This is a genomic window from Lacticaseibacillus nasuensis JCM 17158 (genome assembly GCF_001434705.1).
In the GTDB taxonomy this organism is placed as follows: domain Bacteria; phylum Bacillota; class Bacilli; order Lactobacillales; family Lactobacillaceae; genus Lacticaseibacillus; species Lacticaseibacillus nasuensis.
Genome location: NZ_AZDJ01000013.1, coordinates 224,779 through 240,521, shown reverse-complemented (window position 1 = coordinate 240,521; position 15,743 = coordinate 224,779). Strand labels below are relative to the sequence as shown.

General features: G+C 59.4%; 19 protein-coding genes and 1 riboswitch. Of the genes, 17 read left to right on the top strand and 2 right to left on the bottom strand.

Annotated elements, in window-relative coordinates; genetic code table 11:
- The first annotated feature begins 1 nt into the window (after position 1).
- The 4 genes from aspS to FD02_RS04180 all read left to right on the top strand — a co-directional run bounded on the left by aspS (position 2) and on the right by FD02_RS04180 (position 4,155).
- Entirely contained in the window at positions 2-1,807 is a 1,806-nt protein-coding gene (gene aspS, locus FD02_RS04195) for an aspartate--tRNA ligase (protein WP_056950746.1), read from the top strand.
- A gap of 49 nt (positions 1,808-1,856) precedes the next feature.
- The gene (gene msrB, locus FD02_RS04190; RefSeq protein WP_156408230.1) at positions 1,857-2,285 is read left to right on the top strand and encodes a peptide-methionine (R)-S-oxide reductase MsrB; all 429 of its coding nucleotides are present in this window, start codon (positions 1,857-1,859) and stop codon (positions 2,283-2,285) included.
- A gap of 72 nt (positions 2,286-2,357) precedes the next feature.
- Positions 2,358-3,266 (top strand): YitT family protein, encoded by a 909-nt coding sequence (locus FD02_RS04185; RefSeq protein WP_056950740.1) that lies wholly within the window; start codon positions 2,358-2,360, stop codon positions 3,264-3,266.
- Positions 3,247-4,155 (top strand): deoxyribonuclease IV, encoded by a 909-nt coding sequence (locus FD02_RS04180; protein ID WP_056950737.1) that lies wholly within the window; start codon positions 3,247-3,249, stop codon positions 4,153-4,155. Before FD02_RS04185 ends, FD02_RS04180 begins: the two co-directional genes overlap by 20 nt.
- A 158-nt stretch (positions 4,156-4,313) precedes the next feature.
- On the opposite strand, the gene FD02_RS11450 is transcribed toward FD02_RS04180, so the two are convergent.
- Complete coding sequence (locus FD02_RS11450; protein WP_156408229.1) at positions 4,314-4,535, bottom strand: hypothetical protein; 222 nt, start codon at positions 4,533-4,535, stop codon at positions 4,314-4,316.
- Between the two features lie 126 nt (positions 4,536-4,661).
- On the opposite strand from FD02_RS11450, the gene FD02_RS04175 reads away from it, so the two are divergent.
- From FD02_RS04175 to FD02_RS04140, 8 genes are all read left to right on the top strand, one after another.
- On the top strand, positions 4,662-5,123 hold the full coding sequence (locus tag FD02_RS04175) for a DUF441 domain-containing protein (RefSeq protein ID WP_054723398.1): 462 nt from the start codon (positions 4,662-4,664) through the stop codon (positions 5,121-5,123).
- Between the two features lie 9 nt (positions 5,124-5,132).
- Complete coding sequence (locus FD02_RS04170) at positions 5,133-6,005, top strand: CvfB family protein (RefSeq protein WP_056950734.1); 873 nt, start codon at positions 5,133-5,135, stop codon at positions 6,003-6,005.
- On the top strand, positions 5,998-6,879 hold the full coding sequence (gene xerD, locus FD02_RS04165) for a site-specific tyrosine recombinase XerD (protein WP_054723397.1): 882 nt from the start codon (positions 5,998-6,000) through the stop codon (positions 6,877-6,879). The genes FD02_RS04170 and xerD overlap by 8 nt, the downstream gene beginning before the upstream one ends.
- Before the next feature lie 65 nt (positions 6,880-6,944).
- Positions 6,945-7,334 carry a hypothetical protein gene (locus FD02_RS04160; RefSeq protein WP_054723396.1) on the top strand — a complete coding sequence of 130 codons (390 nt, stop codon included), beginning with the start codon at positions 6,945-6,947 and terminating at the stop codon, positions 7,332-7,334.
- Complete coding sequence (locus FD02_RS04155) at positions 7,312-8,040, top strand: segregation and condensation protein A (RefSeq protein WP_054723395.1); 729 nt, start codon at positions 7,312-7,314, stop codon at positions 8,038-8,040. The genes FD02_RS04160 and FD02_RS04155 overlap by 23 nt, the downstream gene beginning before the upstream one ends.
- Positions 8,040-8,624 carry an SMC-Scp complex subunit ScpB gene (scpB, locus tag FD02_RS04150; protein WP_082603295.1) on the top strand — a complete coding sequence of 195 codons (585 nt, stop codon included), beginning with the start codon at positions 8,040-8,042 and terminating at the stop codon, positions 8,622-8,624. The genes FD02_RS04155 and scpB overlap by 1 nt, the downstream gene beginning before the upstream one ends.
- Positions 8,605-9,366, top strand: a complete 762-nt coding sequence (locus tag FD02_RS04145) for a pseudouridine synthase (protein ID WP_056950728.1) — start codon at positions 8,605-8,607, stop codon at positions 9,364-9,366. The genes scpB and FD02_RS04145 overlap by 20 nt, the downstream gene beginning before the upstream one ends.
- A 64-nt stretch (positions 9,367-9,430) precedes the next feature.
- Positions 9,431-9,551, top strand: a riboswitch (FMN riboswitch).
- Between the two features lie 101 nt (positions 9,552-9,652).
- Entirely contained in the window at positions 9,653-10,222 is a 570-nt protein-coding gene (locus FD02_RS04140; RefSeq protein ID WP_054723578.1) for an ECF transporter S component, read from the top strand.
- 40 nt (positions 10,223-10,262) lie between these two features.
- Here FD02_RS04140 and FD02_RS04135 read toward each other — a convergent pair whose 3' ends face one another.
- Positions 10,263-10,520, bottom strand: a complete 258-nt coding sequence (locus tag FD02_RS04135; protein ID WP_054723579.1) for a ferredoxin — start codon at positions 10,518-10,520, stop codon at positions 10,263-10,265.
- 23 nt (positions 10,521-10,543) lie between these two features.
- Between FD02_RS04135 and FD02_RS04130 the strand changes: the two genes are divergently transcribed.
- From FD02_RS04130 to rpsA, 5 genes are all read left to right on the top strand, one after another.
- On the top strand, positions 10,544-11,500 hold the full coding sequence (locus FD02_RS04130; protein ID WP_056950725.1) for a YpbB family protein: 957 nt from the start codon (positions 10,544-10,546) through the stop codon (positions 11,498-11,500).
- Positions 11,497-12,906: a RecQ family ATP-dependent DNA helicase gene (locus FD02_RS04125; RefSeq protein WP_056950722.1), complete on the top strand. Its 1,410-nt coding sequence runs from the start codon at positions 11,497-11,499 to the stop codon at positions 12,904-12,906. The genes FD02_RS04130 and FD02_RS04125 overlap by 4 nt, the downstream gene beginning before the upstream one ends.
- 65 nt (positions 12,907-12,971) lie before the next feature.
- Positions 12,972-13,577 carry an SAG1386/EF1546 family surface-associated protein gene (locus tag FD02_RS04120; RefSeq protein ID WP_054723440.1) on the top strand — a complete coding sequence of 202 codons (606 nt, stop codon included), beginning with the start codon at positions 12,972-12,974 and terminating at the stop codon, positions 13,575-13,577.
- An 87-nt stretch (positions 13,578-13,664) separates the two neighbouring features.
- Complete coding sequence (cmk, locus tag FD02_RS04115; protein ID WP_056950719.1) at positions 13,665-14,330, top strand: (d)CMP kinase; 666 nt, start codon at positions 13,665-13,667, stop codon at positions 14,328-14,330.
- Positions 14,331-14,427: 97 nt separating this feature from the next.
- The gene (gene rpsA, locus FD02_RS04110) at positions 14,428-15,720 is read left to right on the top strand and encodes a 30S ribosomal protein S1 (RefSeq protein WP_056950717.1); all 1,293 of its coding nucleotides are present in this window, start codon (positions 14,428-14,430) and stop codon (positions 15,718-15,720) included.
- Positions 15,721-15,743 lie beyond the last annotated feature (23 nt).

Below are 15,743 nucleotides of genomic sequence, written 5' to 3'. Positions count from 1 at the left end.
CATGACGAAACGAACAATGTATGCCGGGGAGGTCACGACTGCTGCCGTGGACCAAACCGTGACCTTGATGGGCTGGGTGCAAAAACGCCGCAGCCTCGGCAACTTGATTTTTATCGACTTACGCGACCGGGCGGGGATCGTCCAGCTCGTGTTCTCCAAGGAATTCGGCGAGGCCGCCTTGGCCCAGGCCGAAAAGCTGCGTAGCGAATACGTCATCGCGGCCACCGGCGTGGTGCGGCCGCGCAAGCCCGAAGCCGTCAACCCAAAAATGGCCACCGGTGCAGTCGAGGTGGAGGTCAGCGCGCTAACCGTGCTGAATGCCGCCAAGACGCCGCCGTTTGAAATCGAAGACGGCGTCACCGCCACCGAGGAAACCAAGCTGAAGTATCGCTACCTCGACTTGCGCCGACCGGAGATGCAAGAGGCGATCATCACACGCGCGAAAATCACCCGGGCCGTGCATGAATACTTCGACGCCAACGGGTTCTTAGACATCGAAACGCCGACGCTCACCGCCAGCACCCCGGAAGGCGCGCGCGACTACCTCGTGCCGTCGCGGGTGTACCCAGGCAGCTTTTACGCCTTGCCGCAGTCGCCACAGCTGTTCAAGCAGTTGTTGATGGGCGCCGGGTTTGACCGCTACTACCAAATCGCCAAGTGTTTCCGCGACGAGGATTTGCGCGGCGACCGTCAGCCGGAATTCACCCAAATCGACATGGAAACCAGCTTTTTGTCCGCCGAAGAGATTCAGACCTTGACGGAAGGCCTGATCGCCAAGGTGATGAAGGATGTGCAAGGCGTCTCGGTGAAGCTGCCGTTCCGGCGCATTGAATGGGCCGACGCGATGGCCAAGTACGGCTCCGACAAGCCGGATCTGCGCTTCGGCATGGAAATTCAAGACGTGTCGAGCCTGGTCGCCGATTCGACCTTTAAAGTCTTTGCCAATGCCGTGGCTAACGGCGGGGCCGTGCGCGCCATCGTCCTCCCAGGCGGCGCGGCGAAGTATTCCCGCAAGGCCATCGACGCGCAGCAAGACTACATCAAACGCTTCGGGGCCAAGGGGCTGGCCTGGCTGAAGGTGACGGAAGACGGCATCAGCGGCCCAATCGCCAAGTTCTTCGGCGATGGCAGCAGCTTGACGGTGCCACTGCAGGCCAAGGCCGGCGACCTGATTTTGTTTGTCGCCGATCAGCCAAGCGTCGTGGCCGCCAGCCTCGGTTATCTGCGCAGCCATTTTGGCGCGGACCTGGGCTTGATCGACGAGTCGCAATACGCGTTTTGCTGGGTCGTGAACTGGCCGCTGTTTGAATTCGATGAAGGCATTCAGCGCTGGGTGCCGGCGCACCATCCCTTCACCATGCCGAACGAAGAAGACGTCGCGCTGCTGGATACCGATCCGCACAGCGCCCACGCCCAGTCCTACGACATCGTGTTGAACGGCTACGAGCTCGGCGGCGGGTCGATCCGCATTCACACCCGCGATATTCAAGAAAAAATGCTCAAGGCGCTGGGCTTCACCCCGCAGCGCGCCCAAAAGGCGTTTGGATTCTTGCTCGACGCGTTAGACTTCGGCTTTCCGCCGCATGGTGGCCTGGCCATCGGGCTGGATCGCTTCGCCATGCTGCTGGCACACCGCGATAACATTCGCGACGTCATCGCCTTCCCGAAGAATTCTAAGGCCAGCGAGCCGATGACCAACGCGCCGTATCCGGTGGCCGATGCCCAGCTGCAAGACCTCGGCATCGAAGTCCGCGCCGGCGTCGACCCGGCGGCGGAGCACGCCGGCGATGACAGCCTCACCGAATAGTCTTGACTTTTAGTCAGTGGTTGGCGATACTAACGGCGAGGTGATGACCATGAAAAAAGACTTAGCAGCATTACGCAAGCGCCTGACGCCTGAACAGTACGCGGTGACCCAAGAAGCCGCCACCGAGCGGCCCGGCACCGGTGAGTACGATCAATTTGATCAGCCCGGCATTTACGTCGACGTCGTCAGCGGCGAGCCGCTGTTTTCCTCGCTGGATAAATATGACGCCGGCTGCGGCTGGCCGTCTTTTACCAAGCCAATTGGCCAACTCACCGAGCACACGGATCACAAGCTACTGCAAACCCGCACCGAGGTCAGAAGCGCGGAGGCCGACTCGCACTTGGGCCACGTCTTCACCGACGGGCCGACTGAAGCGGGCGGCTTGCGCTACTGCATCAACTCGGCGGCGTTGCGCTTCGTGCCGGCCGCCAAGCTGGCGGAAGCTGGCTACGGCCAGTACGCCAAATTATTCGACTAACCACGAAACCGGCGCGCCTGCGCCGGTTTTTTTGTTATACTCAAGGCACTGACGAAAAAAGGAGCGATAATCGTGATCGAAATCGATCGGCTGATCCGCCGGCACCAAAACTGGAGCCGCCTGACCGCCGCGTTTTTCTATAGCATTTGCGTGGCCTTGGCCTTGAACATGTTTTGGGAGCCAGGCGGCGTCTTTGCCAGCGGCATCACCGGGGCGGCCCAGTTATTGGCGACGGTGGTGCGCAAGTGGTTCAACGTCTCGCTGTTCGGCGTGCCGACCACCGAGCTGTTCAACACCGCGACCTTGTTATTCCTGCTCAACGTGCCGCTGTTTGTCCTGGCGTGGAAACAAATCGGCCACCGCTTCACGCTGTTCACGTTTTTAGCCGTCATTTTCTCGACCATCATGATTCGCTTGCTAGGGGTCGTGAAGCCCTTGACCACCGACCCGATTGTCTGCGGGATCTTCGGCGCCGTGGTCAACGGGCTGGGCACCGGGTTTGCGTTGCGCAACAACATCTCTACCGGCGGGCTGGATATTCTCGGCATCGTCATGCGCAAGCGCACCGGCACCACGGTGGGCACGGTGAACATCGCCGTGAACGTCGTGATCATTTTCCTCGCCGGGTTTGTCAACGACTGGCCGCACGCGCTGTACTCGGCGCTGGCCATTTTCATCAACGGCAAGGTGATGGATTCGCTGTACACCCGCCAGCAGCGGCTGCAGGTCATGATCGTCACCGCCCACCAAAAGGCCGTGGTCAACGAGATTCAAAATACCTTGCGCCGCGGCATCACCATCGTCCACGACGCGGAAGGCGCCTTTCGCCACGAAGAGAAAACAATTTTGTTCACGATTATTTCTCGGGCAGAAATGTATGACCTCGAAACCGCGATGCAAAAAAGCGATCCGTACGCGTTCGTGTCGATCACCGAATCCGTGAAAGTGATGGGGAGATTTTATGAGCCAAAAACAGACTAAGTTCTTGATTGGGGCCAACGTCCATATGGCGGCCCCCGGCATGTTTCCCGGCGCCGTGGCCGAAGCCGTCAATTATGGCGCCACGAGCCTGCAGTTTTACCTCGGTGCACCGCAAAACACCCGGCGCAAACCGGTGGCCGAGCTGGCGGTGCCGGCGGGGCTGGCGGCGATGCAAACGGCCGGCTTGTCGCACCTGGTGATTCACGCGCCGTACATTGTCAACCTCGGTAACACCAAGAAACCCGAGAGTTTTGGCTTTGCCGTGCAGTTTATGCGAGAGGAAATTGCCCGCGCCGACGCCTTGCAGGCGTATGCCATGCCGTTTCACCCGGGGGCTCACGTCGGCGCCGGCCCCGAGGCGGCAATTGCCCAAATCGCCAACGGGCTCAACCAGATCTTGACGGCAGAGACCCAGGTTAGCCTGGCGCTAGAAACCATGGCGGGGAAGGGAACGGAAATCGGCCGCAGCTTTGAGGAGCTGGCGGCGATCATCGCGCGGCTCGATCATCCCGAAAAAGTCGGCGTGACCCTGGATACCTGCCACCTCAACGACGCCGGCTACCCGGTGGCGACGCACTTCGATGATGTGCTCGAGGAATTCGACCGCGTGATTGGCTTGGCGAAGTTGCGCGTGGTGCACCTCAACGACTCAAAGAATCCGCAAGGCAGCCACAAGGATCGCCACGCCAACCTCGGCGCCGGCTCCATCGGCTTTGACGCGTTGAATGCCATTGCGCACCACCCGCAGCTCACTCAGATTCCGAAGATTCTGGAGACGCCGTATGTCGGACCGGATAAAACCCACATGGTGCCGCCTTACGGGGTGGAAATCAACTGGTTGCGTTCCGGTGATTATCGACCGGAGGAATTAACCGCCTTGGCGAATTAATGCGCACGGTGGGCATTAATTTACTGCGGAATTGCACAGGGTGGGCATTAATATTTTCCGAAAATTTGCGACTGGATGAATTTTGCATAAAGCAACGAGAACTGGCGGATTTTGGTGGATAATGATTCACGAAAACCGAAAAAAATCGCCTCGTCAAATCAGCCCTGCGCGCCGGTTTTAAGGATTTGCCCTTGGTGGGCGGATAAAAAGTAGGCGCCGTTAAACGTGAATTCAGGTGCGAAGCCGCAGAACTGATGGTGAACGCGCCGCTCAATGCGCCTAGTTTCCATAATCATTTTTATATTTGCGGCTGAACCCTGCGTCCTGACAGGGTTTTTCGCTTCCCAAAATGCCCGCAAAAATTGGCCGATTTTGCTCATAAATTGTGAACAATGGACGATGATTCGTGAACACATTTTACGGCCGGCCCAAGAAATATTATGTTAAGTATGGCCATCGCCGCAGATTTCGAGTAAAGTAGTAAGAAGAATTTCTGGAGGTGCGAGATGGAAAGTTGGCTATTTTTATTCGGGGTCGCGGCGATTGCCGCCTTCGCGAAAAATAAGGCGCTGTTCATCGGCGTCGCCGCGGTGATCGTCATTAAGGCGATTCCGCCGCTGCACCCGTGGCTGAAGACGTTGCAAGGCCAAGGCATCAATTGGGGCGTGACGATTATTTCCGCCGCCATCATGGTCCCGATTGCCACCGGCGAAATCGGCGTGACCGAGCTGTTGCGCGTCGCCAAGAGCCCCGCCGGCTGGATTGCCATGGCCATGGGCGTCTTGGTGGCCGTGTTGTCGGCGCGCGGCGTGGGGCTATTGGCCAGCAGCCCAGAAATGACCGTGGCATTGGTGTTTGGGACCATTCTTGGCGTCGTCTTGTTCCGCGGCATCGCGGCGGGGCCGGTGATTGCCAGCGGCATGACGTATGTGATTTTGACTGTGTTTAATCTAGTGCCGGCGCACTAAAGGAGTAGCATGTTAACATTTAATGGAGAAATCGTGACGGCCACCGTCACCGATCAAAACGAGACTGAAGTGTTCGCCCAGGCGCATGGCGTGACCTTGGCGCTAGATGCCAGCGAATTCGACCGCGTTCCCGCAAATGGCCATCCAGTCACCGGCTTTGCCTACGAGAATCAAGCCGGCAAGGCGCGGCTGACCACCAAGATTCCCACCGTCGGCCACGATCATTACGCCTGGGCGGAAGTCGTGGAGGTGCGCCGCGACCTCGGCGTTTTTGTCAGCATCGGCTTACCGGACAAGGACATTGTGGTGTCCTTGGACCAACTGCCGAGCTTGAACCGGCTATGGCCGGCCCGCGGCGACCGCTTAATGGTGGCCTTGACCCGCGATAAAAAAGCCCGGTTATGGGGGACGCTGGCCGACGAAAGTATCTTCACGGCCGTGGCCAACCGCGCCAAGCCTGCGCAAATGAACGAAGACGTCGATTGCACCGTGTACCGCCTGAAAATCGCCGGCACCCGGGTGCTCACCGATGACTTTTTCCTCGGCTTCATTCACCCTAGTGAACGCGACGCGGAGCCGCGGTTGGGCCAGCACCTGCACGCGCGGGTGATTGGCGTGCGCCCGGATGGCGGGTTAAACCTGTCGCTGCGCCCGCGGGCCTATGAGGCCATCGACGACGATGCGGCGATGGTGTTGGCGGTGTTGCAGCATTCCGCCACCGGCACCATCCCGTTCACGGACAAAAGCGATCCCGACGCCATTCGCACGCAGTTTGGGATTAGTAAAAGCGCGTTTAAGCGCGCGCTGGGCCACCTGCTCAAGGCGCGCCTGGTGGAAGAAGTGGCGGGGCAAACCCGCTTATTGAAGGCAACGCATGAATGATTTAATCTTAGACTTTGTCCATTATCTCGATGTGGAGCGTGGCTTGGCCAAAACCACGCAAAGCAGCTACAAACAAGACCTCACCGAATTCGCCCAGTGGCTAGCGGCGCAACACACCACCGCCGTACCCGAGGAGCTGGCTGTGATTCAGGCGTTTTTGGCCAGCCAAGACGCGGTCAAGGCGCCAAGCTCGATGAGCCGCATGATTAGCGCCATGCGCAAGTTCTACCGCTACCTCGGCCGCGAAGGCTTGGTGCACACGGACCCGATGGCCTTGATTGCCAGCCCCAAGCCGGCGCAACATTTGCCGGCGACGCTGTCCAGCCCGGAAATCGACGCGCTGATGGCCGCCCCTGACGTCACCAAGCCGCTGGGGCTGCGCGACCGCGCGATTTTTGAGCTGATGTACGCCACCGGCCTGCGCGTCTCCGAAGTGGTCAACCTGCGCATGGATCAGCTGCACCTGACGCTGAATCTGCTGCAAGTCACCGGGAAAGGCGACAAGGAGCGCATCGTGCCGATTTCGCCGCAAGCCGTCGACTGGGTGCAGCAATACCTGACGCGCTCCCGGCCGCGGCTGGTGCGGATGCAACCGCCGGCCACCGTGTTTGTCAATTTTCACGGGGCGACGCTGACGCGGCAAGGCATTTGGAAAAACCTCAAGGCCTACATCGACGCGATTGGCATCACCAAAAACGTCACGCCGCACACGCTGCGCCACAGTTTTGCCACGCACCTGTTGGAAAACGGTGCCGATCTGCGGGTCGTGCAGGAATTGCTCGGCCACGCCGACATCAGCACGACGCAGATCTACACCCACCTCAGCAACCAAAAGCTGGTGGCGGTGTACCACCAGACGCACCCGCGCGGCTAAATTCGCGCCAATCGGGGAACTATGCTACACTTGCTAGCGAGTGTAGTGACAGTGGAGGCTTGTTTATGCTGACGAAATACCGGAATGATTACGCCAAGATTGCAATGGGGTTCTTGTCGTTTGAGCCCGACTTGAAGGACTATGATCATCTGCAAACGGAGCTGAAGCTTTATACCGAAGAGGCCGGCCACGAGCTGTACCTGTATAAGGCCGCTCCGGATGAGGATTTTACCGGCGTGTTGGGGATCGAAACCGGGCCGGACTTTGTGATGGTGCGGCACCTGTCGCTGTCGCCGAATGTGCGCACCGAAGCGACGCAGTTTGCCGTGTTGGCCGACTTGCGCGCGTTGTACCCACAGGCCAAGCTGATGGGGTCGCTGGAAAACAGCCCGTTAATTACGAAATTCATTCAGCAAGATAAAGAGGATAACGATGGCACTCACCCTCGTGCTTAAGGACTTTTCCGGTCCGCTCGACTTATTGTGGCACCTGATTCGCACCAACGAAGTCGATATTTACGACATTCCAATTGCCGCAATCACTAGCCAGTATCTCGACTACCTGCACCAAATGCAGGAGTTGCGATTGGATGTGGCTGGTGATTATTTTGTTATGGCCGCTAGCCTCATGGCGATGAAAAGCCAGCTGCTGCTGCCGCAGCCGGAACCCGATCCCGATTTGCCAGAAGAAGAGTACGTGGACCCGCGGGCGGATCTGGTGGCGCAACTCTTAACCTATCAGGTGTACCAAGAGGCCGCGGCAGACTTGCGCCACCGCGAACACGAGCGCGCCCAGGCCTTCGCCAAGGCGGCAACGTTACCCGGCGCAGACGTGGCGATTCCCTTGGCGCCTGGCGCCATTAAGCTGCGAGACTTGACGACGGCGATGCAGCGCGTGGTGGCGGCGCAAGCCGCCACCGCTAAAACCATCGCCCACATCGAAGCCGAACCGGTGTCGCTGAGTGAACGCATCGGCGCGGTGATGGCCACCTTGCGCGACCGTCACCGCGTCAACTTCCGCGAATTAGTCGCGCAGCCCTCGGTGGATGGGGTGGTCACCACGTTTTTGGCGCTATTGGAGTTAATGAAAAGCGACCAGATCATCTGTGACCAACCGGCGCCGTTTGCCGAAATCACCGTGATGTTAAAGGAGGCGGCGTGATGCTGAGTGCCATTGAGGCCGTATTGTATACCGCCGGGGAAGCCGGCATCGCGCTTGGCGACCTGGCCACCACGCTGGGCATTTCTAGCGCCGCGGCGCGCCAGCAACTCGACGTTTACGCCGCCGCCTTGGCCGGCGGCGACCGCGGGTTGACGCTGCGCTGGTCCGATGACCGCGTGTATCTGGTCACCAAGCCGGCCTTGGCCGACACCGTGCGGCGCTACTTTGCCGGGCCGCCGACGCAAGGCCTGTCGCAGGCGGCGCTGGAGGTCTTGGCGATTATCGCCTACCAACAGCCGATTACCCGCGTGGAAATCGACGACGTGCGCGGCGTGCAAAGCGCCGGCGCCTTGACCACCTTGGCCAGCCGCCAGTTGGTTAAGGAAGCCGGGCGCAAGGACGCCCCGGGCCGCCCGATTCTCTACGCCACCACGCCGTTTTTCTTGGATTATTTCGGCTTAACCAGCTTGTCGGCGCTGCCGCCGATCGACTCGGTGAGCGCACCAAGCGACATCGACTTATTCGATCAAACCACCGAGCCAGACTGGGCTCAAGGAGAAAATCATGACGCAACAACCAACTGAACGCCTGCAAAAGGCGATTGCTAACGCCGGGGTGGCCTCGCGCCGCGCCGCCGAGCAACTCATTGCCACCGGCCGGGTCACCGTCAACGACGTCGTGGTGCGGGAAATGGGCGTGAAGGTCGGCCCGCACGACGCCATCGCCGTCGACGGCGTGCCGTTGTCGCACCCCGAGCACAAGTATTTTCTGTTTTACAAGCCGCGGCGCGTCGTCTCCACCGTGCATGACGACAAGCACCGCCGCACGGTGACCGACTTTTTCACCGACGAGCAGGTGCGGCTGTACCCGGTGGGGCGGCTTGATTACGACACCTCGGGGCTGTTGATCATGACCAACGACGGCGAATTCGCCAACCTGTTGATGCACCCGAAGTTTCGCATCGAGAAAAAATACGTCGCCAAGGTGCAAGGCATTCCCACGCGCACGGCCTTAGCCCCGATGCGCCAAGGCATGAAAATTGACGGCAAGAAGCTGGCCCCGGGCCGCTACAACATTTTGTCCAGCGACAAGGACAAGCGCACCGCTGTCGTCGAGTTGACCATTCACCAAGGCGTCAACCATCAAGTCAAGAACATGTTTAAGGCGCTGGGGTATCCCGTGATGAAGCTGTCGCGGGTGCAATACGGGCCGTTGAACCTCGACGGGCTGACCTCCGGTGACTACCGCGCGTTGAAGCCGCGGGAAATCCAGGCCTTGCGCGATTTAGCCGCGGGGCAGAACCAGGCAGAAACGCGCCGCTTATAGGGCAAGAAAACGCTTGCGGATTATTTAATAGTGGGATATACTTCTCTTGTAAATAAAATATTTGGTTCGTCTTCAGGGCAGGGTGTAATTCCCGACCGGTGGTAAAGTCCACGACCCGCGTTTTCGCGGCCGATTCGGTGAAATTCCGAAACCGATAGTGAGAGTCTAGTATAAAGAAGATGGGGCTTGTTTGTCTGCCACCAAAAGCAAAACAAACGAGGCCTACTTCCCCTGGAAGTAGGCTTTTTTGTGCCTCGCTGAAGCCGACCAACATGGAGGGATTGTCATGTCTGGTTCGAAGGTTTATCGCTTAGTTGGTGTCGCCATGCTGGCGGCGGTCGGGTTTGTGTTGATGAACTTCGGGATTCCGTTGTTCTTTCCGTTTTTGAAGTTGGATTTCTCCGATTTAACCGTGCTGTTAGGCGGCTTGATTTACGGGCCGGTGGGCGGCATCGCCGTCGCCTTCGTCCGCAGCTTGCTGCACTGGGTGTTCACCGGCGGCGGCATCGTCAACTTGATCGGCGACGCCGCGGCGTTTATCGCCAGCGTCGGCTTCATGGTGCCGGTGGTGTTGGCGATTCGCAACCACACCAGTGTGCCGCGCCAGCTGCTGGGCCTCGGCCTTGGCACCTTGTCGCTCACGGCAATCATGAGCGTCTTGAACTGGTTAGTGTTGATGCCGCTATACCTGTGGGCCTGGAACTTCAAGCTCGGCATGTCCACGTTGCGCTACGTGCTGGTCGGTGTGATTCCGTTTAACCTGATCAAGGGGCTCGTGATTTCCATCGTGTTCTTCGCCGTCGCCAAGGCGCTGATGCCGTGGCTGGAAAAACACGGCGCCGTGCACCCAGCTTAATTAAAAAAAATTCCAGCCCGCGGGGCTGGAATTTTTTTGGCTAAAGTTCCGGTCGCCGCGGCGGCGTCGGCGCGGGAAACGGCTGGTTGCTGCGCTTAATGGCGTGCGTTGGGCAGCGGGTGTAGGCGAGCTTAAAGGCCACCTGCGCCACGTCAGCAACCGGTTGGCTGCCGGTGTTGTGATCCGGCGCGTAGCTGGCGATGCCATTGACGTCATAGCTGAACAAGCTGGGCGCCGCGAGCTGGCACAACCCGCAGGCGATACAGGCGTCTTGTTGCACTTTGGCGTATAGTGTCATATAGAAACCTCCGGAGGTGTGACGTGTTCGAGATTATTATAGCGCTTTTCGACAACCGGCCGCGCCGCCCCGCGTCGGTTTATAATCTCTTGGTCGGCAAGAAAACCTTGTCGACGCTGTATGCCGCCTTGCTGCATGACCAGCTGCAGTGGGTGGGGCTGCTGCCGGATCTGGCCCGCAGCGAATTTGACGACGTGATCGCCGCGGCCACCCGCCAAGGCGACTTGGTGACTCATCAAACCGGGCTGACCGCCACGCGGGCCAGTACCGTGACCTTGCCGGCAAGCTATCAGCCGTGGATGGACATTGACGGCTTTGCCGGGCGGTTTTACCTGGCGGTGCAAAGTTTATCCGAGGCGAGTTTTAGCAATCGCCAGTACCGGCCGGTCACTCCGGATTGGGCGACGCAGGCCTGGGTTCGCCAGTGGTATCGCCAGCTGGCGCAGCCGCAAGCCATCGCCGAGTTGACGGCTTTATTTGCGGCGTTGCCGGCACCGGCTGCCAATCGCCTGGCACTGGGGCTAGTCGGCCACGATTATGTCGGCAGTGGCTTGAGCCTGACGCCAGCAGCGCGCTTGGCCGACATCGAGGCGTTTAGTGCGCTGCTGGCGCGCCTCGATGCGGAACCGCAGCGCTATCCGAGTTGGGCGCAACTGTGGGGCGGGCGGCACGCCATTTTATCGGCCACCAACGCGCAGGCGCTGGCCTTGGCCGCACAAGGGGCCAACCGCGTGCAGATTCAAGCCGCGCTGCGGCGCAAAATGAGCACGGTCAACGAGCACCTGTTGGTTGGGGCGATTTTTGGCGCCGAGTTTCCGCTTGACGCGTTTTACCCGCCGGCGCAAAAGCGGCAATTCGACGCGCAGGCGCTGGGCGACCCGGAAGACTACCAGCAGCTGCTGGCGGCAGTGCCGGGCAGCGACTTTTTTCAGGTGCGCCTGTTTCAGATTCTCACGCTGCAAGGAAGGTGGCCACAATGACGGACCTCACCGCCGTACTGCAACAAACCTTTGGCTTCACCAGTTTTCGGCCCGGCCAGCGCGAGCTCATCGAAGCCGTACTCGCCGGCCGCGACGCGCTCGGCGTGTTACCCACGGGCTCGGGCAAGACGCTGTGCTACCAGCTGCCCGGCCGCCTGTTGCCCGGCACGATGGTGGTGGTCGAGCCGCTGTTGGCGTTGATGGATGATCAGGTGGCGCGGCTACAAACCAGCGGGGAAAAACGCGTCGTCGCGTTGACCGGCCAGTTGAGTCAGGCCGATTTTGCCACGGTGATGGGGGCGCTGGACCAGTATCGCTTTGTGTTTGTCGCCCCAGAAACGCTGACGCGGCCGGATGTGTTGCGGCGCCTCACGCAATTGACCATCAGCGCCTTGGTGGTCGACGAGGCGCATTGCATCTCGCAGTGGGGCCCGGATTTTCGCCCCGCGTACCTGAAACTCGGCGCCGTGGTGGCCCAGCTGCAACCGCGCGCGGTGTTGGCGCTGACCGCCACGGCGCCGACCAACGTCCAAGCCGACATCGAAGCCGGCTTGCACCTGCGCCAGCCGGTGCGCTCGATTGCCTCGGTGGACCGGCCGAATGTTTATCTCGGCGTCGAAGCCGTCGCCGACCAACCGGCGAAACTCGCCCGGCTCACCGCCGTCGTGCAAACCGTCGCCGCGCCGACCATCGTGTATTTTGATCGCAAGGCCAAGGCCGAGCAAGCCGCGGCGCACCTGGCCAGCCAAGGCATCGCCGCGGCGTATTACCACGCCGGCTTAGGCGCGCATGACCGCGATTTGATTCAGCGCCGCTTCATGGCCGACGCGTTGCAGGTAATTTGTGCCACCAGCGCGTTTGGCATGGGCATTGACAAACCCGACGTGCGCTTGGTGGTGTACATGCACGTGCCCGAATCGCTTGAGGCGTATTCGCAAGGCATTGGCCGCGCCGGGCGCGACGGGCTACCCAGCGCCAGCCTCGTCTTGGTGGCTCCAGGCGATTACCAGCGCGCCGAGCAATTTGCCGCCAGTTTGCCAGATCAGCGCACCATCGCCACGATTTATGCGCACCCCGAGGCGTTTACCGATTTTGCCGATCCGCAAATCAGTCTAGTCGAAGCGTACATTCACGCCGGGTTCACCCAGGCGCAAACCACGGCCCAGCTGCGTGATCGCCTGAGTGAAAAAGCGGCGAGCTTCGATGCCATGGGGGCGCTTTTGAACGCCTCGGGCTGCCGGCGCGCGGTGTTGCTGCAACACTTTGATTCGCCGGTGCCGGCGCACACCGCGCACTGCTGCGGGGAGCTGACCGCCGATGTTTTGGCGCGGCTGGCGCCGGGGCAAGCGCACGAAGCCGCCACGCCAACGGATTGGCGCGGCGTGTTTGCGGCAATATTTAAGTAATATTAAGAATCTTTGATTACAGTTATGCTACAATTTGGATAGTTCAGTGAGGAGGACCATTTGTCATGTCAGATAAACCGACGCCAACAGACCACAAGCCAGAGACTGACCCGGAGTCACAGCCATGGGCGAAACAATTTGACGATGACCGGGATGCAAGTGGCAATCTTTCACGTGTCGCCACGCGGCACAAGAAGCGCGGCAATTCGACGTTGACGTGGATCGTCTGGATCGCCTTGGCCATCATCATCATCGTGCCGGTGGCGTATAACGCCTGGGCCAGCAACCGCCCAGCCAACAACGACTACACCAGTAGCAAGATTACCGTGAACACCAGCAAGCAAAAAGCGTCAAAGGCCAAGGCCAAGTCGAAGTCCGTGGCGGCTTCCGAAGCCGCCAGCAGCAAGGCGGCCGCCAGCAGCAAAGCCGCGGCCAAGAAAAGCGCCGCTTCGACTAGCTCGAGCACGCCGGCGCGCAGCAGCAGCCAGGCGTCGTCGAGTGCCAGCAGCAGTGCCAAGTCGTCAGCGGCGACTAACACCTACACCGTTAAGGCCGGCGACAACTTGTATCGCATCGCGGTTAACCACGGCATGAGCCTAGCGGAAATCGAAAGCTTAAACGGTTTGTCGAGTTCCACCATTTCAGTCGGGCAAACCCTAAAGGTCAAGTAAGCAAGAGCGTCCCTGCGGCGCTCTTTTTTCGTGGGGCAAAATGCGGTACACTAAATCGAATGTGTACACAAGGAGGACTTGCACCGCATGCAAATTGCAATCGACGGCCCAGCCGGGTCGGGTAAAAGTACCATCGCCAAACTGGTGGCGACTAAACTAGGCTTTATTTATTGCGACACCGGGGCGATGTATCGCACCGTGACGCTCATGGCGCTGCGGGCACAGTTGCCGCTGGCCGACGAAGCGGCGATCATGCGCCACCTCGAGGCGCTCACCATTAGTTTTCAGCCAAGTGCGGACGGGCAGCTCGTGTTCATGAACGGCGAAGACGTCACGTTGGCCATTCGCGAACCGGAAACGACTAACAACGTGTCGCAGGTGGCCGCCTTGCCGGCCGTGCGCGCCGAGCTCGTCAAGCGCCAGCGCGCCATTGCCGAGGCCCACGACATCGTGATGGATGGCCGCGACATCGGCACCACCGTGTTGCCCAACGCAGCGGTGAAGATTTTTCTGATTGCTAGCGTCGCCGAGCGGGCCAAGCGCCGCTTCAAGGAAAACCAGGCCCGCGGCATCACCACGCCGCTTGCTGAGCTGGAAGCGGAAATCGCCGAGCGCGACCGCAAGGATTCGACCCGGGCGACGTCGCCGTTACGCAAGGCGGCCGATGCGGTGGAACTCGACAGCACCAGCATGACCATCGACGAAGAAGTTAGCGAAATTTTGGCATTGGTTGCGCAAGCGCAATCCCGCTAAGTGGCAGTTGGAACCGGTGAGAAAAAATATTGGTATTTTCTCCGGGAGTCCGGTACAATAGACGCTGTATGACAGTCGTATAGGAGGATTTTTTGGCATGAGTGACAACAATGTAACTGAAAACGCCCAGACTATGGCGGATGCGCTGAAGAGCGTAGAGACGGTACACATCGGTGATACCGTCAAGGGCGAGGTATTAGCCGTAGAGGACAAGCAACTGATCGTTGGCATCGAAGGCACCGGTGTTGAAGGTGTCGTTCCTCTTAAAGAACTTTCTACTCAGCCAATCGATGACATTCGGACAGTTGCGAACGTCGGTGACAAGCTTGATTTGGTTGTCATTTCCACGATTGGTAAGGACAAAGAAAACGGCCAGTACCTGCTTTCCAAGCGTCGTCTGGAAGCGCAAAAGGTTTGGAAAGAAATCCAAGCCAAGTTTGATGCCGGTGAAACCATCACCGCGCCAGTGACCAGCGTCGTTAAAGGCGGCTTGGTCGTCAACGCCGGGGTGCGTGGCTTCGTTCCAGCCAGCATGGTGGCCGATCACTTTGTCGAGGACCTGTCCCAATACAAGGGCCAAGAACTCGAATTCAAGATCATCGAAATCGAACCAAGCGAGAACCGCTTGATCCTGTCCCACCGTGCCATTGTTGAAGCCGGTAAGGCGGAAGCCCGCAAGGAAATCTTCGCGAAGATTCAACCTGGCGACACGGTTGAAGGCAAGGTTGCGCGCTTGACCAACTTTGGTGCCTTCGTTGACCTCGGCGGCGTGGACGGCTTGGTCCATGTTTCCGAAATCGCCTTTGACCACGTCGACAAGCCAAGTGACGTGTTGAAGGTCGGCCAAGACGTCAAGGTGAAAGTCTTGAGCGTTGACCCAGACCGCGACCGGATCTCCTTGTCCATCAAGCAGACCCTGCCACAGCCATGGGATGACATCGAAGAAAAGGCCCCAGCCGGTTCCGTCTTAGACGGCACGGTGAAGCGCCTGACCAACTTCGGCGCCTTCGTCGAAGTGTTCCCAGGGGTTGAAGGGCTGGTTCACATTTCCCAGATTTCCCATGAACACATTGCGACGCCGCAAGACGTGTTGAAGGAAGGCCAAGCTGTGCAGGTCAAGGTCTTGAGCGTTGATCCAGACGCGCATCGCCTGGCGCTGTCCATCAAGGCGCTGACTGAAGCCCCAGAAGGTGCTTCCGAAGACCGTCCGCGCAGCAACAACAACAATCGCGGCGGCCGCGGTGGCAACAGTTCTGATCGGCCACGTCGGAATAACAACCGTCAAAGCCACACTCAGATTCCTGCTGAATACCAGCAAGATGACAGTGGCTTCTCGATGGGCGACTTGCTTGGTGACGCCTTGAAAGACTTCAAGACCGACAACAAGTAATGTGGCAGTGAGCGGGACGCCCG

Excerpts from the sequence above, each read along its gene's own strand:
- FD02_RS04145 (WP_056950728.1), top strand. The coding sequence starts at position 8,605 with ATGACGCAACAACCAACTGAACGCCTGCAAAAGGCGATTGCTAACGCC.
- FD02_RS04170 (WP_056950734.1), top strand. The coding sequence starts at position 5,133 with ATGTTAACATTTAATGGAGAAATCGTGACGGCCACCGTCACCGATCAA.
- FD02_RS04135 (WP_054723579.1), bottom strand. The coding sequence starts at position 10,520 with ATGACACTATACGCCAAAGTGCAACAAGACGCCTGTATCGCCTGCGGG.
- aspS (WP_056950746.1), top strand. The coding sequence starts at position 2 with ATGACGAAACGAACAATGTATGCCGGGGAGGTCACGACTGCTGCCGTG.
- FD02_RS04140 (WP_054723578.1), top strand. The coding sequence starts at position 9,653 with ATGTCTGGTTCGAAGGTTTATCGCTTAGTTGGTGTCGCCATGCTGGCG.
- scpB (WP_082603295.1), top strand. The coding sequence starts at position 8,040 with ATGCTGAGTGCCATTGAGGCCGTATTGTATACCGCCGGGGAAGCCGGC.
- cmk (WP_056950719.1), top strand. The coding sequence starts at position 13,665 with ATGCAAATTGCAATCGACGGCCCAGCCGGGTCGGGTAAAAGTACCATC.
- FD02_RS04175 (WP_054723398.1), top strand. The coding sequence starts at position 4,662 with ATGGAAAGTTGGCTATTTTTATTCGGGGTCGCGGCGATTGCCGCCTTC.
- msrB (WP_156408230.1), top strand. The coding sequence starts at position 1,857 with ATGAAAAAAGACTTAGCAGCATTACGCAAGCGCCTGACGCCTGAACAG.
- FD02_RS04180 (WP_056950737.1), top strand. The coding sequence starts at position 3,247 with ATGAGCCAAAAACAGACTAAGTTCTTGATTGGGGCCAACGTCCATATG.
- FD02_RS04155 (WP_054723395.1), top strand. The coding sequence starts at position 7,312 with ATGGCACTCACCCTCGTGCTTAAGGACTTTTCCGGTCCGCTCGACTTA.
- FD02_RS04125 (WP_056950722.1), top strand. The coding sequence starts at position 11,497 with ATGACGGACCTCACCGCCGTACTGCAACAAACCTTTGGCTTCACCAGT.
- xerD (WP_054723397.1), top strand. The coding sequence starts at position 5,998 with ATGAATGATTTAATCTTAGACTTTGTCCATTATCTCGATGTGGAGCGT.
- FD02_RS04160 (WP_054723396.1), top strand. The coding sequence starts at position 6,945 with ATGCTGACGAAATACCGGAATGATTACGCCAAGATTGCAATGGGGTTC.
- rpsA (WP_056950717.1), top strand. The coding sequence starts at position 14,428 with ATGAGTGACAACAATGTAACTGAAAACGCCCAGACTATGGCGGATGCG.
- FD02_RS04120 (WP_054723440.1), top strand. The coding sequence starts at position 12,972 with ATGTCAGATAAACCGACGCCAACAGACCACAAGCCAGAGACTGACCCG.
- FD02_RS11450 (WP_156408229.1), bottom strand. The coding sequence starts at position 4,535 with ATGAGCAAAATCGGCCAATTTTTGCGGGCATTTTGGGAAGCGAAAAAC.